This window comes from Bradyrhizobium sp. ARR65, from assembly GCF_000472385.1.
Lineage (GTDB): Bacteria > Pseudomonadota > Alphaproteobacteria > Rhizobiales > Xanthobacteraceae > Bradyrhizobium.
Genome location: NZ_AWZU01000019.1, coordinates 92,518 through 113,437, shown reverse-complemented (window position 1 = coordinate 113,437; position 20,920 = coordinate 92,518). Strand labels below are relative to the sequence as shown.

Below are 20,920 nucleotides of genomic sequence, written 5' to 3'. Positions count from 1 at the left end.
TTGCATCAATCATAAATGTGGACAGGCAACAATGCTGTTTCGCGGCACGGGATAAGCAATGCTTGCCAGGTAAAGCGGGTCTTGCGAGACTGCCGGTAAAAGAAAATGCGGTCGGGAGGTTGCGATGCCGGGGTGTCTCAGAAACCTTGTTGCTGTGATGGCGCTTGCCGTGTCGGCCGCGCTCGCCACCGCTGCCCATGCCGAAAAGAAATACGATCCCGGCGCCAGCGACACCGAAATCAAGATCGGCAACATCATGCCTTACAGCGGGCCCGCCTCGTCCTATGGCGTGATCGGAAAAGCTGAGGCCGCCTTCTTCAACATGATCAATGCGCAAGGCGGCATCAATGGTCGCAAGATCACCTTCATCTCCTATGACGACGCCTACAGCCCGCCGAAGGCGATCGAGCAGGCGCGCAAGCTGGTCGAGAGCGACGAAGTCCTGCTGATCTTTCAGTCGCTGGGCACGCCCTCGAACTCGGCCATCATGAAATACATGAACGCCAAGAAGGTGCCGCAGCTCTTCGTCGCGTCCGGTGCAACCAAATTCGGCGATCCCAAGAATTTTCCCTGGACCATGGGTTTTCAGCCCAATTACCAGAGCGAGGGCCGGATCTACGCCAAGTACATCCGAGAGCATTATCCCGACAGCAAGATCGCCGTGTTCTGGCAGAACGATGATGCAGGGCGGGATCAGTTCAAGGGCCTCAAGGATGGACTCGGCGACAAGATCGACATGATCATCGCCGACAAGTCCTACGAGGTGAGCGATCCCTCGATCGACTCCCAGATCGTGGCGCTGCACGATTCCGGCGCGGATATTTTCTTCTCCTGGGCGGCGCCGAAGGGCTCGGCACAGGCGATCCGCAAGGTCGGCGAGCTCGGCTGGAAACCGAAATTCTTTCTTGCCAACACCGCAACCACCATTGCTTCCGTCCTAAAGCCGGCGGGCCTCGAATATTCCAAGGGGATCATTTCGACGGCCTATGTGAAGGACCCCACCGACCCGCGCTGGAAGGACGATCCCGGCGTGCAGAAATGGCGGGATTTTATGGACAAGTATTATCCGGATGGCGACAAGGCCAACGCCAATAACGCCTATGCCTATGTGGAATCACAGGCGATGGTGCAGGTTTTGAAACAATGCGGCGATAATCTCACGCGTGAGAACGTGATGAAGCAGGCCGCCGATTTGAAGAATTTCACCAGCGACATGCTGCTGCCGGGGATCACGATCAACACCTCGCCGGACGATTATTTTCCGATCGAACAGATGCAACTGATGCGCTTCAACGGCGAGAGTTGGGAACTGTTTGGTGACGTCATCACCGGTGAGGTCGGGCACGCGGCGAGCCATTGACTTCGGAATGCGTCGACCTTGCACTGAGATTTGGCTGGCTGGTGTAGCTGCGGTCCCGCAGCGATAAGCCGCCGGCGATGCCGACGCCCAGGACGTACATCCAGCCCTCGTGAAAATCGAACAAATGCGAGTTGAGCAGCGAGCTCACGAGATTCTGCACCACGACCACGAGCCCGATCCATGTCGCCAGATCTCGCCCGGAAAACAGCAGGAGATGGCTCAGCCACATCGCGTAGAGGACGATAACGCCGAGCAGCCCCCATTGCACCGCGGCGTTGAGGGTCTGATTGTGCGGATTGTTCACCACATCCGCGCGCAAGCCGGTCTTTCCGATCGCGTCCTGCTCGAACAGGTACCCGATCGAGCCGGTACCGTGGCCGAGCAGCGGGGCGCGGGCAATGAATCCGATGGATTTGCGCCAATAGGTCAGCCGTTGCGCCGTCGACGCCAGGGTGTTGGTCTCGTAGGCCTGATATTCGATCGTGATATCGCCGATCCGCTTGCGCAAGTAGGGCGACGTCGTCCAGACCAGCAGGCCGGCAGCGATGATCGCGGCGAGCAGTGCGTGAGCCGTGCGCCGATCGAGGTACCGCGCGGCAAACATCACCAGAAGCACTGGCATATAGATCAACGCGGTCCGGGCCGAAACGACGAACAGCATGTTGGCGAGAAAGGCCAGGATCAGCACGAGATGGCCGAGCAGAGTCGGTAAGCGTCGCTCGCGCGCGGCGACCAAGGCCGGATAAGCCAGGGCAAAGATGCAGAGCGCGAACTCCTGGCTTTGGTCGATGTAGTTCTTCACTGGAACACCATCCGACACGGTCGCTGCGATCTTCAGCGCCGGATCGAACAGCACGATCCAGGATAGAAGCAGCAAGAGGGCGCAGGAGGCGAGAAAGGCGATGAGGATCCAGAGGCCGCGGCGCGACCGCTGAAAAAAGTACAGCAGGAAAGGAATGAGCAGGAGCTTGGAAACCGGGTTGATGCCGTGCAGGCGTGCAGCCCATGCGGCGTCCGACCAGAGAGTGCCGATCGTGGCGAGCGCGAAGAATGCAAGTGGCAGGGCAGCGGTGGGATGCAGCAGGCTGCCGCCGAACGCCTTCCAATCCATGAGGGGAAGGACGAGGAACAGCCAGAGCAAAATGAAAACGGTTGGCGCAGTCGTCGACCACGGCAGCGAGGCCGCCGTCAGCACGACCAGCATATCGGTTGCGTAGAGATAGGTCGCCGAGCAGCGCCAAGCGCCGAACTGCTCAAGCCAGTGAGCCGGCGGGGCAGCGGCGCGCGACGGTCCAGGTTCGACGGTCATGGGCAGCCAGCGTCTCGGAAACCTCAAGTCCCATGCGTGGCGAGATCGTCGAGCGCGGCAGATGGCGCGGAGGTCTTGGCCAGAGCAATCACGTTTTCGGGGCCGGCGTGGTGTGCGAGGAAATCGCGGGCCTGGGTCTGGTAGCCGAAGCGCTGGGCCAGCTCCTCGCGCCGTGCCCGGATCTTGTTTCGCCATTCCGTCTGCTGCGCCAGGACCCGCGTGACGGATGCGCAGATCGATTCGGTCGAGAAGGGGTCGAAGTAGTCCGCGAGCTCGCCCGCCACTTCGCGAAACACCGGAATGTCCGAGCACAACACCGGCGTATTTGCGGCCAGAGCTTCGATGATCGGCACACCAAATCCCTCCGCGAAGCTCGGCATGATCAGGCCATGCGCCTCGGCGATCAACGCCGCTTTGTCCTGTTCGTCGACATAGCCTGCAAGCCGCACGTTCGGCGGCAAATTCCGGATCGGTTGTGGGGCACCGGTATAGCCGATCACGACTAGGTCGGCGTGCGGCAACTTCCGAAAGGCACGGATCACCGAGTTCAGGTTCTTGCGGGGCTCCGCCGACACGATGATGACGAAGGTAGGCTGCGCGGAGCGGGCTGCGGCCGGCATAGGCTGCATCGGGTCCGATGCATCAAAGCGCGTGCGCGGATAGACCACGCGGGCGGGTAGGTGCGCGAATTGCGGAAGCAGCTCCCTGAACCGGTTCATGCTGTAGTTCGAGACGAATGCCAGTTCGTCCGCCTGGTGCAGGCTGGTCAGCAGGCGCGACAAAAAGAGGCGCGTCGCGACGTCGCTCAGTCTGAGATCGGTCAGAGGCAAGAGATCATGGACGACGCAGATGACCCGGGTATCGGGATCGTGTGTGATCGCAACTCGCGTGGGCGTGTCCACCAGAACGATGTCGTAGCCGCGCGCATCGATCCGTGGCGCAGGCAGCCGCAGCAGCGCCGACATATCCTGATAGCTGTAAAATCCGGGCTCGAGCAGGAAATCCCGGAACCATTTGAGATGGCGCAGATCGGTCGGGATGTATTCGAGGCCGATGGTGTTGTTCTCGATCAGTCTGGCGCGCAGGCCCGACAGCCCGATGGCCCGCAGGAAGCAGGAGGCGAATTCCCAGGAGGTGGCGAGATGAATCCGCTGCCTGAACCAGGCGATCGTGCGGCGCAGGGTGCTCCGCATCATCGGCTCGGTCATGTTGGTCTCGTCCAGAAAGCGGTAGAGCGCCAACAGCTCGATCGCGCGCGAGTCCGCCGGAAAGAGCGGTGTTCGCCGCTGCCGCCGTCGCAGCCGGCGATAGCGGCGCGTGGTTTCGACCAGCAGGGTGAGCTCGTGGCCCTCGGCGGCCAGCGACCGGACCAGCTCGCGGGTGAAGTGAAAGATGCCGCGCTTGTGGTTCGGCTCGCCGAGCGCTTCGCTGACGACCAGTATCTTCTTCATGCGCGCTTCTCTCGCAGGTCTTTCTGGCGGGCGGGATTTTGATCGATCGGGATGGTGCTGACGATATGGCCGTGATCGAGCTTGATGATGCTGGTGCAAGTGCGCTGCAGCAGTCCCTGGTCATGGGAGGCGATGATCACGATGGCGGCCATCGAGACGAGTTTCAGGAGCCTCTGTTCGGCTTTGGCCGAAAAGTTCTCGTCGACCACGCTGAGCCACTCGTCGAGCAGGAGGATGTCGGCCGGAAACGCCGTGGCCGTGGCGAACAGAACGCGCATCAGCATGCCCGAAGAGAACATGCGCAGCGGCAATTGCCGCATGCGTTCTTCGAGCTCGGTGAAGGCCCATATCTCGTCGACGATCGCCGGTGTCGGCTTTCGCCCGCCGATGCGCAGCAGCAGGCTGATATTGTCCGCCGCGACGAAGTCCAGATTGGCGCCTGCGTTCAGACCGAGCAATGGCATGACGCTGCCGGTAACCTCGACCTGGCCGCTGGTCGCCGGGTAGACGCCGGCGATCAGCCTCAGCAGCGTCGATTTGCCGGAGCCGTTGGGGCCGAACAGGCCGATGCGCGCGCCGGCTGTCGCTTCGAGCGACAGATCGTCGATGGCGCGGATCGTTCGCGCGGTGCTTGTCTCCCCAATCAGCGGCGCGAGGAGGCGGCGCTTGAGCGAGAAGTCGTAGGCGCCATAGAGCGGGTAATCGAGACAGACGTTGCGCAAACGGATGCCGGGCATGGTCAGATCCAGAACGCGGCTCTGCGCAGGTGGACAACGGTGAGCCAGCCCGCGAGCGCAAGCGCGGCAAGGCACACCAGCACATAGGCGATGCTGATCATCGGAACATGGCTGTTCGCCAAGGGCTCGCGCCAGACAGCGAACAGGTGCGTCAGCGGATTGAGGCGCATGATGGAGGAACCCTGATTGACCATCGCCGGCGACCAGATGACCGGCGAGGACAGGAAGGCCAGCGTCAACGTCGATTCGGTAATCGGCTTCAGATCGCGGAAGCGCGTGGCCACGGCACCGACGACAAGGCTCAGTCCGAACGTACAGGCGACGAAAAGTACAAATCCTGGAAGGGCGGCGAGCACCGCTTTGAGATCCATCGGGCTCAGGACCAGCCAGAGGAGCAACGGCACGGAGAGATTGTGCAGGGCGAACAATGCCTGCCGGAAGCAGCACTGCAGCAGGAAAATGACCGGTGACAAGGCCCGATCCCTGATCAGGCTCGCCGAGTCCTGCAGCGCCGTGGTGGAATCGAGCACGACACTGTTGAGGAAATTCCAGGCGGTCAGGCTGAGCGCGAGCATGGGCAGGCGCGAGATGGTACTGCCGGCCGAGAAATGGCCGATCACCGATCCCAGCACCGCGACCATGATCGCCATCTGGATCGACATCCAGAACGGACCGAGCAGCGAGCGCACATAGCGGTGACGCATGTCGGACCAGGCCAGCGCCGCCGCGATCCGCATCGCGCCGAGCAAGCCGGTCGTCGGCGATCGCAAAGTGCGGGCCGGTTGCCGTGAGGCTATCGCTTGCCGATAAACCTCCTCGATCCCCTCTTGGAACGCAGCGGTGGAATATTTCGTCGCGGCGCGATGCCGTGCGGCATCGCCCATGCGGCGTCGGCGTTCCGGATCGGCGATCAAGCTGTTGATCGCCTCCGCAAGTCTCGTTGGATCGCGCGGCGGCACGGTGATCGCCTCGATGCCGTCGCGGGCGACATGCGGTACGGCGGTATCAAGCGAGGTATTGATGATCGGACGGCCTGCGGCCATCGCTTCGAGCTGCACCAGTCCGAAGGTTTCGGCATCAGTGACTGACGGCATAACGAACACATCCGCGATGCACATGAACTTTGCGAGTTCGTCATCCGGAACGGAGCCGAGCAGGCGCACACGGTCCTGAACACCGAGTTCGCGGATCAGCCGTTCGAGGCGCTCGCGCTCGCGACCTTCGCCGACAATCCACACCTCGAAACTCTGGTTGACCGCCGAACGCACCAGCACGTCAAAACCCTTGTAGGGAACGAGCCGGCCGCAGGCGAGCACAAGGCGTCCGCGACCATTGACGTGAGGAGGCCGCCGCGGTGGCCACTCATATTTGGAGATATCGATGCCGAACGGCACGACGTGGCATTTGTCGGCAAATTCGCGCAGCAGCGGCGTGCCGCTTGCCAGCGCGCGATCGGACACGATGATCGCGTTCGCCCGCTGCAGCGTTCGCCGCATCAACGGCTGCACCAGCCACCGCAGCGAGGAATGAGAGACGATGTCGGCATGCCAATGAACGACCAGAGGCCGCTTCCGCGCAAATCCCAGCGCGAAGACGAGATCGGCGAGCGGAAACGGCGCATGCAGCGCCAGTAGATCATGCTCTGCGATGCGGCGCCACAGGCGCAACGGATAGGTGGGAGCCAGAGGAAGCGACAGCACATCCCCGAACGAGCGCACGCGCTCGACCGGCACCTCGTTCACGATTAGCCGCCGTTGTCCGCCTGACTTGGAGCAGACGAGCACGTTGGCTGCGAATTTGTGCTTCAAACCCGCGCAGATAGCCCGGATGACGGAAAGCGTTCCACCAAACAGGTCGGGGTAATAGACCTTGAAGATGTGGAGCACCGACGGGCGGCGGGACAAATGGCGAAAGGTGATCACGATAGAGCTCGCGCCGCTCAACCGATCAGACAGCCGGCAAGATAGGGCAGGGCAAGCGCGAACATCAGAAGCGCGCCGAGCACGATGATGGAGAGCATGACCTCGACGACCGTGCCGCGTCGGGTGGAACCACTTTCTGCTGCTTTGGGAGAGTGAGCGGTGTCGTGACGAGGCATGCGTCGGGTTCCCCGTGGTTGATGGGCATCGTATATGTGGGAAAAATTCACACGTCAACCAAGTTCGCGAAAAAAGTGGGATTGTATCCCACGAAAGGGATCGCTACAGTTTCGCCATGAATGCCAAATCCCGGATCTCGAAGCCGGCCTCGCATCAACCGATCGCCGCGTCGAAGCTGCACGCACCGCTCGCGCGCCTGCTGCGTCCCTTGGTCCGGCTCTGCATTCGCAGCGGCATGACGTTTCCGGCGCTGGCGCAGCTCTTGCGTGAGCTGTTCGTCAACGTCGCCGAGCACGATTTTGCGCTCGAGGGAAAGGAGCAGACCGACAGCCGCGTCAGCCTGCTCACCGGCATTCACCGCAAGGAGGTCGCGCGGCTGCGCGGGGCCGGCGCGCCGGTGAACGAGACGCCGGCAACGCTGTCACGCACCAGCGCGATCATCGCGCGCTGGCTCGCGGCACCCGAGTTCACCGATGCCAAGGGCGAGCCGCTGCCGTTGCCGCGCACGGCGGCGGGCGATGCGCCGTCATTCGAATCGCTGGTCGGTTCGATCACCAAGGATGTGCGTCCGCGCGCGGTGCTTGATGAATGGCTGGACCGCAAGCTCGTCACCATCAACGACAATGACGAGATCGTCTTGGTAGAGACCGCTTTCGTGCCGCGCGGCGAGGACGATCGCAAGTGGCATTATCTTGGCCGCAACCTGCATGACCATATCGCGGCGGCCGCGGAGAACGTTTCGTCCGCGGCGCCGCCCTTCATGGAGCGTGCGGTGCACTATGACGGTCTTTCGCCCAAGCTGGCGAAACGGCTGGAAGCGCGCTCGCGCGAGCTTGCGATGGAGGCGCTGAAGACCGCCAACCGGGAAGCCAATCGCGCCCTCGCCAAGGACAAGGGCGGCAACAGCCGCTGGAATTTCGGCGTCTACGTCTATCGCGAAGATCCGGATGGCGGCGGCGAAGAGCCGGGCGAAGGCGACCAGTCGTGACGAAATGGCCGGTCATTTCGCGCAGGTCTCTGCTCGCGGGACTTTGGCTCGCAGGATCGTCGTCCGCTTGGGCGCAGAACCGTCGCGGCGGCGACCATGGCATCGGCGGGACCGGCATCAATGGAGATCACGGGATCGGCGGCACCGGAATAACCGGCGGTGATCATGGCATCGGTGGCACCGGCATCGTCGGCGTGATCCAGCGTTTCGGGAGCATTTACGTCAATGGCGAGCGCATCAGCTACGATCCCAACGTGCCGGTGCGGATCGATGGGGCGGCGGCATCTGCGAAGGCGCTGCGGATCGGACAGGTCGCGCGCGTGGTCGCCCAACGCAGGGCCGATGGCACGTTGACCACGCGCGGCATCGACGCAGTCAGCGAGGTCGTTGGACCGATCGAGAATGTGAGAGCCGGCGAATTGACGGTGCTCGGCCAGCGGGTGATCTCGGCCGGCAGTGAAAGCTGGCGTCGGGCCGGGACGCATGTCGCGGTCTTCGGGCTGCGCCGCACCGACGGGGCGGTTGTCGCAAGCCTGATCGAACCGCGCCGCGATAACGCGACACGCGTCGCGGGCCTGCTTGAACGGGAGCGCGGGGAACTGCGGATTGGCGGACTGCGCGTGAACGGCGTGAACGCCGCGCTGGTTGGGCGGCGCGTTCAGGCCGAGGGCCATCTCGCGCAGGGTGTCATGCAGGTCTCTCGCGCGCGTGCGGATGATCTTTCCGATCTCGCCGGAGCCAGCCGCCTGCTGATCGAGGCCTATGTCCGGCGCTCGGGCTCGGATCTGGAATTGGGCTCGGGCTATGTGGCGCGGGACGTGTCGCGCTTTTCGCCGACGTCGGGCGAAGCGCGCGTCGTCGTGAGCGCCGTACGCGACAGTTCGGGCGGCCTGCGGGTCGAATCCGTCCAGTCTGTCAGCAGTTTCCCGGGAGCGTCGATGCAAGGCCCGCGCGGTCCCGGCGGCGTTCAGGGTCCGATGTCCGGTCCTGGCGGTGGGCCCCACGGCTCCGGCTATCCGCCTGGCGGTCCCGGGGGCCCGGGTGGTCATGGGCAAGCCATCGGGCCGGGTGGCCCGTCTGGTCCTGGTCCTGCTCCTGCTCCTGGCGGTATGCCGCCGGGGCCGGGAGATTTAGGGCCTCCCGGCGGCGGCCCGGGTGGTCCGCTTCCCGGTGGGGGCCCCGGTCCCGGCGGATTCGGAGGCGGCCCCGGTGGATTTGGCGGCGGCCGGCATTAGCCGGTGCCGCGACCCCACGGCACTGGCCGCGATCCGATCGAGACTAGATGTGAAGGTGGCGTCAGCCTGCCGCGAGCCGCACGCCGGCGCGCAGGAATTTCTGCGGGTCGACAGCTTCTCCGTCGATCCGTGTTTCATAATGCAGATGCGGACCGGTCGAGCGGCCGGTCGAGCCCACTTCGCCGATCACCTCTCCAATCTTCACGTATTGGCCGACCTTGACGTTGATTTCCGACAGGTGGCCGTAGCGGGTGGACAGTCCGTTGCCATGATCGATCTCGACCATGCGGCCATAGCCGCCGGCCCAGCCGGCCGAGACCACTTTGCCGTTGGCGGTGGCGCGCACCGGATCGCCCATCTGGGCCCGGAAGTCGAGGCCGGTGTGCATCGCGGGCCGGCCCAGGAACGGATCGACGCGTACACCGAAGCCTGAGGTGAATTCGACCTCGCCGATGACAGGCTTCCGATAGGGCACGAGCGACAACGTCCGGGTCAGCCGTTCCATCTGCGCGCGGCCGATATTGATGCGATAGAGCTGGCGCTCGAAAACGCCGGCATTGGGCGAAAGCTTGACGGGAACGAAGGGCCCGCCCATCGGGGCGCGCGGGGCTGCAGCCTCGAGCTGCGCCATGTTGAGTCCGAGATCGGTGATGACGCCGCGCATGCGGCGCAGGCGCGATTCGATGCTGTCTTGATAAGTATCGAGCGCCGCCATCTGCCGGTTCTCCACCCGGTCAAGCGATTGCTCCAGGCGGACCAGCACATTGTCCACGCCCTGGACTTTCGCAAACTGGCTTGGCGGAGAGCTCGCGGCGACCGGCGCGCGCGATTCCAGCCGCGCTTCGCGGTCCGGCGGCGCCACGAAAATCACAGTATCGCTGATCGGCGACGGCTTGGGCGTCCCGGTGCCCGTCTCGGCGGGGAGGCCGGCACGCGCCGGCGGCTTGATCGAGCCGGTAACATCGGGGATGGCGCCGAGCGCGGTTGCACGCGCCTCAAGGGCCGTCTGCCGACGCATGATCTGATCGAGCTTCCGGTCGAATTGTTCCTGATCCAGCAATTGCCGGCTGGTGGTGCGGTCGACCTTGGCGCGCAGTTCGGCGATGCGGTCCTCATAGGCGTTCTGCATCTCGGTCTGACGCGCGATCAGCCGCGTGAGGACGTCGTCGCGAAAGGCGAAATACGTCGCGGTTGCGGCCGACCATAGGCCGAGCAGGGTGATGGTGCCGACCACGATCCAGAACGCGACGGGCCCGAACCGCACTTGCTTGCCGGCGTGCAGGATGGTGTAGCCGTTTTCGCTGTCCCGTTTCGAGGCCGGCGACGGCGCACCGCCAGGCGATGGCCGGCGGACGAAGCTCCGGCCATGGTCATGAGGATGGTGTTGGGGATACCCGGAATATTGACCTGACCGGTACGTCATCAGCACTCCCGCGCCGGTCGGAAGGCGATTCCGTACGGCTAAACTTGCAGGAGCGATTTGACCTGGCCATGGTTAATTTTTGGGAAATGGGTTCCGGCCGCTAAGCGGCGCGCGCGGCCGCAAGCACCTCGTCGGCGTGGCCGTCGACCTTCACGTGACGCCAGATCCGTTTGATGCGCCCATCGCCGCCGATCAGAACGGTGGTGCGGATGATTCCCATGAACGTCCGCCCGTACAGGGATTTTTCGCCCCAGGCCCCATAGGCCTCCAGCATCTCGTGCTTCTCATCGGAGATGAGCGGAACATTCAGCTTATGCTTGTCGCGGAACGCCTCTTGCGCCTTGGGTTTGTCTGCCGAGACCCCAAGCACCGCGGTTCCGCTCTCGGCAAAGGCTTGCGACAGCCGCGTGAAATCGATGGCCTCCTTGGTGCAGCCCGGAGTGTTAGCGCGCGGATAGAAGAACAGCACCAGCTTCTGCCCCGCGAAGTCGGAGAGGGACACCACCTCACCGCCGTCGCGCGGCAGGCGGAAGGGAGGAGCCTTGGCACCTTCCGCCAGTTGCGGCGATTTGCCTGCCGCCGATTCGGCTTTTGCAACCGCTGGGGTGTTGGCCTTTGGAGCGCTTGATGGTTTCGATGCGGACTTCGGCGATGGTCCGGAGACTGCGTTCTTCGTTGATTTCGCGGCCGGAAGGCTCCGTGTTTTCCCGGACTTTGCTCTCGCTGGGGCCGACCTTTTCGTGCCCGTCTTGGCTCGGGTCGACGATTTGAGGGATTTCTTGCGCGATTTCTTGGACATACGCCTTCCTTTCGTCGCTTTCGGCGGATCAATCATACGTCATTACGGGTCTTGCCCGGCGAACCGGAATCGCGCCTTTGGCTGGGCAAGTCTGACGGCCCCGGAGTATGGTTACAAGGAATTCGAGGCATCCACCGTCTGCTTGTTGCTGAGCCGATTGGCCCCTGATGACGAGCAACCGGATTAATCGAGGATTGGCGGCCATGCCGGCACAGGAGCGCTCGTTACCTGTCGACGGGTGCCGTGCCGGCGATCAATCCTCCAGTGAACGCCGCTACCGAGAGGCAATGGCAAGGAATACGTCGCCCCAGGGGCCTCACCAAGGCTCCAGTCCGCCTGCCGCTGCCGTGCAACAGGTGCATTGGGACGAGCAGGATTGGAATCAGGAGCACGAGGAGGCAGCCGGCCACCGTGCGCGGCGGCTGCTGTCCCGTTCCCGCCCGGGGTTCCACCGTCTGGCTGCAGTCCGGCGCTGGCTTGCCGGCGAACGTTGGGTGCGACGGCTCGCGATCACCATCGCGTCGCTGATCGTCATTTTTGCCGGATGCTTCGGCGCCCTGTGGTGGCGGCTCGGGGCGGGACCGATCAATCTCGACATGGCGACGCCGTGGCTTGCTGCGGCGATCGAGGACAATATCGGCAACGGCAACACGGTCGAAGTCGGCGGCACGCAGATCGAGCGGGCGGGACGGGTACGGATCGCCGTGCGAATCCGCGATATCATCGTCCGCGATCGCGACCATGCGGTCGTGGCGAGCGCGCCGAAAGCGGAGGTCAAGTTGTCCGGCGCAGCGCTGCTGATGGGGCAACTTCGCGCCGAGAGCCTCAATCTGGTCGATGCCGTGCTTTCGGTGCGCATCACGCCGGATGGTTATGTCACCGTCTCTGCCGGCGACACTGCAAAGCCGCTCGCGACCGGCGTTACAGCGCGGCCCAAAGACGGGGCGGGATTGGCGGTGCAGCCATCTTCATCTCTCGCCGCGCCGCCCACCGGCACTCCGGCGCCCGCGGCATCGTCGCCCCCACCATCGGCCGCCGCGCCCTCAAGCAATAGCGGTTTGCTCGCCGGCCTCGATTGGCTCGACAGCCTCAGCCTCACGGGGCTGGACGGCCAAAACCTCAACGAGATTGGCTTGAAGAACGGCAGCCTGGTGGTCGACGACCAGCAGCGCGGCAACAAGTGGAATTTCGAGAACATCAGCCTGAGCCTGCGGCGGCCAAGCGGTGGTGGCGTGGCCCTCAGCCTCGGCGAGGGGGGCGCGCATCCATGGTCGCTGGGTGTCACCGTCGGCGCTGCCGAGAATGGTGTGCGCAGCGTCGACATCCGCGCCGACAAGGTCTCGACCAGCAACATCCTTCTGGCGCTGCGCCTGAAAGACCTGACCTACAACGCGGACTTGCCGCTCAGCGGCGAGCTGAAGGGCGAACTGGGACGAGATGGCCTGCCGACCTATTTCCGGGGCAAGATCGTCGTCGGCAGCGGCACCATCATCGACACCGACACGCCCGATTATCCGATGGCGATCGACTCGGCGGAAATGAGCGTCGAGTGGGACGCCGGGCGGCGCGTGCTGGTCGCACCGCTCAAGATCGTTGCCGGCGAGAACCGGATTACCCTTTTGGCGCATCTGGAGCCGCCCAACGGCAACGACAACGACTGGCAGCTCGGCCTTTCCGGCGGCACCATCCTGCTCGGCGGTATCGACAGCGAACCGCCGCTGATCTTCAACCGCATCTCGATCGGATTTCGCTTCGATACCGAAAGGAAGCAGGTGTTGCTGACCCAGGCCGATCTCAGCAACGGGGAGATCGGCATCGCCGGCAGCGGCAGTATCGACTATTCCGGCGAGCCGCTGCTCAAGCTCGGCTTCGCCGCGACGCCGATGTCGGCTTCCGCCTTGAAGCGCATCTGGCCGGCGCTGATCGTGCCGGAGGTGCGCGAATGGGTGATCGAGCGCATCGAGCGCGGCTCGGTTCAGCGCATCGAGATCGGCGTCAACACCTTGGTGAAAAACCTGCCACGCAAGGGGCCGCCGATTCCCGACGACGGCCTCTCCATCAACATCGTGGCGAGCGGCGTGACCGTACATCCGGTGGACGGGTTGCCGTCGGTGCATGATGCCGATTTGAAGGCGCGTGTGACCGGCCGCACAGCGACCGTGACGATCGGACAGGCGAGCGCCGACACGCCGGGCGGCCGAAGGATCAACATTTCTGATTTTGTCTTCGAGGTCCCCGACACGCATCCGAAGCCGCCGCCGGCGCGAGTCAGAATGAAGGTAGACGGACCGGTTCCTGCTGCGGCCGAGATTCTCGCCTCCGATCGGCTCAGCGACCTGTCCGCAACACAGGTAGATCCGAATGCCAGCAAGGGAACGTTCTCCGCGCTCATCAATTTAGGCATGCCGGTGAAGGGTGAACTGACGGCCGACGACACGACCTATGCCGTGAGCGCCGATTTGAACGGATTTGCCGCCGACAAGCTGGTGATGGGCCAGAAGCTGGAGGCCAACACACTGAAGATCGTCGCCAACAACCAGGGCTATCAGGTCAAGGGCGACGTCAAGATCAACGGCCAGGCGGCGACGCTGGACTACCGCAAGCCGATCGACGGCGACGCAGATATCAAATTGCAGGCGACGTTGGATGATGCGAGCCGCACGCGGCTGGGTCTCGACCTCGGTCCTGGTGTGAGCGGCGCCGTCCCGATCAAGCTGACAGGCAAGATCGGCGGTCCCGACCATGACAGCAAGCTCGCGGTTGAGGCCGATCTCACTGCGCTGAAACTCGACAACGTGCTGCCGGGCTGGGTCAAGGCGACCGGAAAATCCGGCAAGGCCACCTTCAACGTGATCCCGAAGTCCCAATCGACTCGTTTCGAGGACATCGAGATCGCAGCCGGTGGCGCCTCGATCAAGGGATCGCTGGAAGTGGACCAGAACGGCGATCTGGTGAACGCCAACTTCCCGACCTATTCGCCCTCCGAGGGCGACAAGACCTCGCTGCGCGCCGAGCGCGGTCCGGACGGCGTCGTGAAGGTGACCATGCGCGGCGATGTATTCGATGGCCGCGGCTTCCTGAAATCGGCGATCTCGGGCACGACCAAGGAAGAGAGCAAGAGCAAGCTCAAGAGCATCGACCTTGACGTCGATCTCAAGCTCGGTGCGGTTGCAGGCTATAACGGCGAGGCGATGCGCAACATCGACCTGAAGTTCTCCCGGCGGAACGGTCTGATCAAGAGTTTTGCGCTGAGCGGCAAGATCGGCCGCGACACTCCTTTGAGCGCCGAGCTGAAGCCGCGTGGGCAGGGCGTTGGACGCGACGTCATCTACCTCGAGACCAACGATGCCGGCGCCTTCTTCCGCTTCAGCGACGTCTATTCCAAGATGATCGGTGGGCAGCTCGCGCTGGCCATGGATCCGCCGACGGTCGAACCATCCGCCAGGGAAGGCCTGATGAATGTTCGCGACTTCACGGTGAAGGGTGAGGCCGCGCTTGATCGCGTCGTGGCCGGCGGTCCCGGCGTGCAGAACGGCGTGTCGTTCTCGCGGCTGCGTGCGGAGTTTACGCGACACAACGGACAGCTCAGCGTGCGCGAAGGCGTGGTAAAGGGGCCGACGGTGGGTGCAACCATCGAAGGCAGCATCGACTACGTCGCCAATCAGGTCCGTATGAGCGGCACGTTCGTGCCACTCTATGGGCTGAACAACATGTTCGGTCAGATTCCGGTGCTCGGTCTCTTTCTCGGCGGCGGCAGCAATGAGGGGCTGTTCGGCGTCACCTATGAGGTCGTCGGCACGCCGGGCGCGCCGGTGGTACGCATCAACCCGATCTCGGCGATCTTTCCGGGCGTGACGCGCAAGATCATGGAATTCAACACCGGCAAGCAGCAGAACTCGATCGAGCTCCCGCCGAACAACTGATCGGCGATCGCTCGCGCGATGATCTAAATCCTTCCCATTCCTTCGGAACCGGCCGCCGCAGCGCGGCATCGCATTGCTTCCGACAGGAACCTTCCGAACAACTTGCGATTATCAGGCCGGAGAGGACTGGAGGAGGGTCAAATGAATCAATTGATCTATCTCATCGGCCTGATCGTCGTGATCATGGCCATACTTTCGTTTTTCGGTTTGCGCTAAAGGGCTTCGCACATGACAATCGAAGCCGGCACGCTTGTCGAAGACGAAGCGCTCACGCTTCCCGACGACAAGGCCTATCTGCACTGGACGCCCGTAGTTGCGGGCGCTTTTGCAGCCGCAGCATTTTCCTTCATCCTGGTGATGTTCGGCGTCACGATCGGACTCGGCGTAAGCTCGACGTCGCCGACGTGGCGCGATGCATCGGCCGCGCTATCGCTTCTGTCGGGCCTCTACCTGATCCTGCAGGCCATCGTCAGTTTCGGTATTGGCGGCTACATCGCGGGCCATCTCCGCCGCCGCTATGACGTGGCCGGCACGCCGGAGGCCGAAACGCGCGACGGCTTTCATGGCCTCGCGGCGTGGGCGCTCGCCGTCCTCCTCGGCGCGGCGCTGACGGCGGTGATCGGCGCGGCGACCGTACATGGCTCGTCATCGGCGTTGACCGCCAAAGACACGACCTCGGCCGAACCGCTGCTGAGCTACGAGCTGGACCGGCTGTTCCGCGCGCCGCGGCCGACGACAAATGTGGCTATGGGCGCCGAGCGAGCAGAAGCGGGCCGGATACTTATGACGTCGTCGAGCCATAACGGCGTGAACGGCGATGACCGCACCCATCTCATCCAGCAGGTCGCCACTACGACGGGACTCTCGGCAGGCGACGCCGAACGGCGGGTCGATCAGGCTATTGCCGCTTCAAGAACAGCCATTGCGCATTCGCGCCGCAGCACGATCATCCTGGCGTTTTCGATCGCCGCCGCCACCTTGCTCGGAGCGGTGAGCGCATGGGCGGCCGCCGCTTCCGGCGACCGCATGGGCACATGGCAATGAGCGCGTCAGGGGGTTTTGTAGAGCACGATCTCCGCGCAAACGCCTCGCAGTTGTCGCAAGGAAAACCGGCTTCCCTTGCGCTGAGGCGACCCTTCGGGTCGGGATCATGCTCTATGCCGCGCGCACTCCGGCGAGGAACGTGCTGACCTCGCCGGACAGTTGTTCGGCCTGCTTGGAGAGGTTGGAGGCGGCGGCGAGCACAAGGCCGGCGGCATTGCCGGTTTCGTTGGCGGCGCTGCTGACGCCGCCGATGTTGCTCGTCACGTCCTTGGTCGCCTGCGCCGTCTGCGTCACGTTGCGCGCGATCTCCGAAGTCGCCGCACCCTGTTGCTCGATCGCGGAGCCGATCGCGGTTGCGATGACGCTGACTTCCTCGATGGTCGCGGTGATGCCGCCGATGGCCTCGACCGCTTCCTTGGTGGCACCCTGGATCTGGCTGATGCGGGTGCCGATCTCCTTGGTGGCGTCTGCCGTCTGGCTTGCCAGCGTCTTCACTTCGGCCGCGACGACCGCAAAACCCCGGCCGGCCTCGCCAGCGCGCGCGGCTTCGATGGTGGCATTCAGCGCTAGCAGATTGGTCTGCTCGGCGATGCTGGAAATCAGCTCGGCGACATGCTCGATCTGCTTGGCGCCATCCGCAAGCGCCCGCACGATGGTGTCGGTGCGGCGCGCGCTTTCGACGGCACGGTTGGTGATGGCGGCGGATTGCGCGACCTGACGGCTGATCTCGGTGATGGACGAGGACAATTCCTCGGCGGCCGCGGCGACCGTCTGCACCCGCGTGCTGGCCTCGGTGGCGGCCGAGCTGACCACGGAGGCGCGATGATTAGTGTGTTCCGCCGTCGACGTCATGGATTGCGCGGTCGCTTCCAGCTCGTGTGATCCGGACGCCATCAGCCCGACGAGCTGACCCACCGATGCGTCGAACCGATCGGCAAGCGCGATCAAGGCGTCGCGCTTCTCTTTTTCGCTGCGCTGCTTGGTCGCGACCTGCTCGGCTTCCAGCGTGCGCGCCGTCATGGCAGTCTGGCGCAGCACTTCCAATGTTTCCGCCATGCGTCCGACTTCGTCGCCGCGCTCGGTCTCCTCGACCGGCTGATCCAGCGCGCCGCCGGCAATGGCCTGCATCCTGTCCTTCAGGCGGCCCAGCGCTCCCGCGACATCGTTCGAAATCAGCCAGGACAACAGTCCAAGCAGCAAGGTGAGACCGCCGCCGATGACGCCGAGACGCAGCATCAATGAGTTCACGTCCGCATCGATGTCGTCGACGTAGAGGCCATAGGTCACATAGATGTCCCACGGCTCGAAGCGGCGGGCGTAAGCCATCTTGCGAACTGCGACCGTCTGACCAGGGCGCGGGAACGTATAGCTCGCGACGCCGCCTTCGGGTCGTTCGCGCGCGGCCGTCATCTGGATATCGGCAATGACAAGGCCCGTGGCGTCCTTTGCGCCGGACGCGCGGCCCTCAACCTGAGGGTTGGCGATGTTCAAGAGGCTCGTCGTATCGGCATTGTAGACGATGGCGTAGCCCTGGCCGTTGTTGAAGGTCATCCGCCGCCCGCGCAGACGGAATTGGTTCTTCGCTTCGGCAAGCGTCATTTTGCCTGCGGCGACCTCGTCCTGCAGCGTCTGCGCCATGCCGGTCATCAGGTCGACCGCGGTGCGCATCTGCGCGACGCGATCTTCCAGCATGCGTTCTTTGCTGAGCCAGGCCGATAACGCGACGATCGCGAAGACTGTCAAGGCTGCGAGAATGAGGATGCTTGCGAGTTTGGTGCGGATCTTCAATCGGCTGAGCAGCATCATCGCGGCCTCTTCTAGGGGATTGTCACCACCGCGATACCAGCAAGCACCTTACCAATGGTGAATAGAGGCGGGACAAATCGGCATGAGGCTATGCGATTGCAAAGACGAGGCTTAGTGCCGCAGGGCGGGTACAACCAAGAAGGGAATCATCCCAAGCACCACAGCGATCAGGGCAAATACAATCAGCGGATTGTAGCTATGGGTGAGGTCGTGGATCAGGCCGCCGCTCCAGGAGCCGACCGCCGAGCCTAACCCGCTGCCGATGGAGATGCTGCCATAGATCGTGCCGACCCGATTGCCGCGAAAGATCTTCATCGCTGTAGCCGAGAGCAGCGGGCCGCGCGAACCGATCATACTGCCGAAGCAGACGACAAAGCCGGTGAGCAACCAGAAGTTCGGGTACCATTGCAGCGCCCACAGCATCACGATGCCGATGATGGACAGCGCGTAGCTGAACAGCACCGATGGTCTGCGGCCGATCAGCCCATCCAGCGAGGAGACACCCAACATTCCGAACAGCAATACGACGCCGGAAAAGCCCCAGGCGGTCGCTGCCTGCAGCGGCGGGAAGCCGGCTTCAACCAGATAGGCCACCACCTGTGGGGCGATGGCGTACATGCCGATCGCGGTGAAGAAGAACGTCGCGAACAACGCCCAGAAAGCGTGATGGCGCATCGCGCTCGCGAGCGTCCAGCCTTCGCCTTCAAAACTCTCGGCAGCTTTCTTGACCACATGCGGCGAGCCGCGGGAAAATAGCCGCCACGGCAACAGCAGCAACGGAATGAGCAGGATGAGCACGAGCGCGCCAAAAATCTCATAGGCGCCACGCCAGCCGAAGCGATCGATCAGGAGCTGCGAGGCGGGCAGCAGGATCAGCACGCCCGCGCCGGTCGCGGAATAGACCACCGCCATCGCGGTCGGCAATTTGGGACCGAACCAGCGGCCGAGCAGGATAGAGTTGGGCACATTGCCGATGAAGGCGATGCCGATGCCGACGCACAGCCCGACACTGAGTTGGAACTGCCAAAGATGAGTGGCGAAGGCGGCAGACAGGAACGCGCCGCCGAGCAGCGCGAGCCCCAGCGTATAGACCGTGCGCGGTCCCGACCGGTCGAATAGCCGTCCGATCAAGGGCGCCGCCAGGCCGCCAGCCAGAGCGCACAGTGAATAGACCGAGACCACTTCGGCGCGGTCCCAGCCAAAGCTTTCCGAGATTGGCTTGAGAAAGACCGTGAAGCTCTCGCCGAGGCCGCGGCCAAGCACGGAGAGCGCAAAGCACAGTGCGAGGACAACGAGCGCTACGCGCGCCGGCTTGGCCGGCGCAGTCAAGATGTCCTCCCGCGGCGCGTTCTGATCCATTGGTGACAGGGAGCGCGCTTTGGTGCGCTTGAGCAAGCGCGTTTCGCGAATACGCCTATGCAGGCCTGAGCAGGACGTGGCGCTTCCTGCCGAGCGAAAGCTTGATCACGCCCTCCGGCGCGAGATTCGCCGATGTCAGCATCATGCGCTCGTCGGTAACGGGCGCGTCGTTGACGCGCAGGCCGCCGCCTTTGATCTGCCGCCGCGCTTCGCCGTTTGAGGTGACGAGGCCCGCCTTCACGAACGCAGCCAGCACCCCGAACCCCGCCTGAAGTTCGCTTTGCGGAATTTCCACCGTCGGCAGATTTTCCGCGATCGCGCCTTCCTCAAATGTCCGTCGCGCCGTTTCCGCAGCTTGCCGCGCGGCCTCCGGCCCATGGAGCAAGGTCGTCGCGGCATCCGCAAGCGCCTTCTTGGCATCGTTGATCTCGGCGCCCTTCAGCGCGGCGAGTTTCTCGATCTCGCCGAGCGGCAGCGTGGTGAACAGTTTGAGGAAGCGCTCGACATCGGCATCTTCGGTGTTGCGCCAGAACTGCCAGTATTCGTACGGGCTCTTCATGTCGGCGTTGAGCCACACCGCGCCGCTCGCGGTCTTGCCCATCTTCTCGCCCGACGCGGTCGTGATCAGAGGGGTGGTCAGCGCATGCAGTTGCGGCGTACCCAAACGGCGTCCGAGATCGATGCCGTTGACGATGTTGCCCCACTGGTCGGAACCACCCATTTGCAGCCGACAATCGTAGCGCTGGTTGAGCACGACATAATCGTAGGCCTGCAGGATCATGTAGTTGAACTCGATGAAGCTCATCTCCTGATCGCGCTCGAGCCGGAGCTTGACCGAATCCATCGCCAACATGCGGTTGACCGAGAAATGCCGGCCGATGTCGCGCAACATTTCGATCCAGTTCAGCTTGGTCAGCCATTCCGCGTTGTCGGGCATGATCGCGTCACTCTTGCCCTCGCCGAAGCGCAAGAAATGCGAGAAGACCTGCTTGATGCCATCCTTGTTGCGCTCGATCTCCTCGATGGACAGAATCTTGCGGGTCTCATCCTTGCCGGAGGGATCGCCGACGCGCGTGGTGCCGCCGCCCATCAGGGCGATCGGCTTGTTGCCGGTCTGCTGCAACCAGTAGAGGCACATGATCTGCACCATCGAGCCGACATGGAGCGAGGGCGCGGTGCAGTCGAAGCCGATATAGGCGACGAGCTCGCGCCTGGCGGCCAGCGCATCCAGCGATTCGGGGTCCGAAATCTGATGAATGAAGCCGCGGTCCTGCAGCACATTCAGAAAATCAGATTTAAAAGCAGTCATTTGTCTGGGACTCTGATCATTCTTGTTTTACGGTAGTTGCAGCAAATTGCGGAACCGTGACCGGACAGGCTGCCGCGT

At 63.5% G+C, this 20,920-nt stretch carries 15 protein-coding genes; 5 read left to right on the top strand and 10 right to left on the bottom strand.

All coding sequences use genetic code 11. From position 1 onward, the window contains the following. Window positions 1-124 precede the first annotated feature (124 nt). Window positions 125-1,360, top strand: coding sequence for an ABC transporter substrate-binding protein (locus tag F758_RS0121360; RefSeq protein ID WP_024509785.1), 1,236 nt, complete (start codon window positions 125-127; stop codon window positions 1,358-1,360). Here the strand turns inward: F758_RS0121360 and F758_RS0121355 are convergent. From F758_RS0121355 to F758_RS49705, 5 genes are read right to left on the bottom strand one after another with little or no spacing between them, the layout of a single operon-like run. Further along, the gene (locus F758_RS0121355) at window positions 1,326-2,669 is read right to left on the bottom strand and encodes an O-antigen ligase family protein (protein WP_024509784.1); all 1,344 of its coding nucleotides are present in this window, start codon (window positions 2,667-2,669) and stop codon (window positions 1,326-1,328) included. The two genes, F758_RS0121360 and F758_RS0121355, sit on opposite strands and share 35 nt — an antisense overlap. A 23-nt stretch (window positions 2,670-2,692) precedes the next feature. Then, window positions 2,693-4,120: a glycosyltransferase family 4 protein gene (locus tag F758_RS0121350; RefSeq protein WP_024509783.1), complete on the bottom strand. Its 1,428-nt coding sequence runs from the start codon at window positions 4,118-4,120 to the stop codon at window positions 2,693-2,695. After that, complete coding sequence (locus F758_RS0121345; protein WP_024509782.1) at window positions 4,117-4,857, bottom strand: ABC transporter ATP-binding protein; 741 nt, start codon at window positions 4,855-4,857, stop codon at window positions 4,117-4,119. Before F758_RS0121345 ends, F758_RS0121350 begins: the two co-directional genes overlap by 4 nt. Before the next feature lie 2 nt (window positions 4,858-4,859). Further along, window positions 4,860-6,779: a glycosyltransferase gene (locus F758_RS0121340; protein ID WP_245286542.1), complete on the bottom strand. Its 1,920-nt coding sequence runs from the start codon at window positions 6,777-6,779 to the stop codon at window positions 4,860-4,862. Between the two features lie 17 nt (window positions 6,780-6,796). Then, a complete protein-coding gene (locus F758_RS49705) occupies window positions 6,797-6,955 on the bottom strand; it encodes a hypothetical protein (RefSeq protein ID WP_157450093.1) in 159 nt (52 codons plus the stop codon). Between the two features lie 116 nt (window positions 6,956-7,071). Here F758_RS49705 and F758_RS0121330 point away from each other — a divergent pair, with 116 nt between their 5' ends. Then, window positions 7,072-7,944, top strand: a complete 873-nt coding sequence (locus F758_RS0121330; protein ID WP_024509780.1) for a DUF6502 family protein — start codon at window positions 7,072-7,074, stop codon at window positions 7,942-7,944. Next, the gene (locus tag F758_RS49700; RefSeq protein ID WP_024509779.1) at window positions 7,941-9,179 is read left to right on the top strand and encodes a DUF5666 domain-containing protein; all 1,239 of its coding nucleotides are present in this window, start codon (window positions 7,941-7,943) and stop codon (window positions 9,177-9,179) included. The genes F758_RS0121330 and F758_RS49700 overlap by 4 nt, the downstream gene beginning before the upstream one ends. A gap of 61 nt (window positions 9,180-9,240) precedes the next feature. On the opposite strand, the gene F758_RS0121320 is transcribed toward F758_RS49700, so the two are convergent. Together F758_RS0121320 and bcp are read right to left on the bottom strand one after the other, a co-directional pair. Next, window positions 9,241-10,602, bottom strand: coding sequence for a M23 family metallopeptidase (locus tag F758_RS0121320; protein WP_024509778.1), 1,362 nt, complete (start codon window positions 10,600-10,602; stop codon window positions 9,241-9,243). A 100-nt stretch (window positions 10,603-10,702) separates the two neighbouring features. Then, window positions 10,703-11,401: a thioredoxin-dependent thiol peroxidase gene (gene bcp / locus F758_RS44285; protein WP_024509777.1), complete on the bottom strand. Its 699-nt coding sequence runs from the start codon at window positions 11,399-11,401 to the stop codon at window positions 10,703-10,705. Between the two features lie 203 nt (window positions 11,402-11,604). Between bcp and F758_RS0121310 the strand changes: the two genes are divergently transcribed. Then, window positions 11,605-15,324 (top strand): YhdP family protein, encoded by a 3,720-nt coding sequence (locus F758_RS0121310; protein ID WP_024509776.1) that lies wholly within the window; start codon window positions 11,605-11,607, stop codon window positions 15,322-15,324. Between the two features lie 228 nt (window positions 15,325-15,552). Further along, entirely contained in the window at window positions 15,553-16,368 is an 816-nt protein-coding gene (locus F758_RS0121300) for a hypothetical protein (RefSeq protein WP_024509775.1), read from the top strand. A 111-nt stretch (window positions 16,369-16,479) separates the two neighbouring features. Here F758_RS0121300 and F758_RS0121295 read toward each other — a convergent pair whose 3' ends face one another. From F758_RS0121295 to tyrS, 3 genes are all read right to left on the bottom strand, one after another. Next, entirely contained in the window at window positions 16,480-18,174 is a 1,695-nt protein-coding gene (locus tag F758_RS0121295; RefSeq protein WP_024509774.1) for a methyl-accepting chemotaxis protein, read from the bottom strand. Between the two features lie 111 nt (window positions 18,175-18,285). Then, window positions 18,286-19,533: an MFS transporter gene (locus tag F758_RS0121290; RefSeq protein ID WP_024509773.1), complete on the bottom strand. Its 1,248-nt coding sequence runs from the start codon at window positions 19,531-19,533 to the stop codon at window positions 18,286-18,288. 55 nt (window positions 19,534-19,588) lie between these two features. Then, complete coding sequence (tyrS, locus tag F758_RS0121285) at window positions 19,589-20,842, bottom strand: tyrosine--tRNA ligase (protein WP_024509772.1); 1,254 nt, start codon at window positions 20,840-20,842, stop codon at window positions 19,589-19,591. Window positions 20,843-20,920 lie beyond the last annotated feature (78 nt).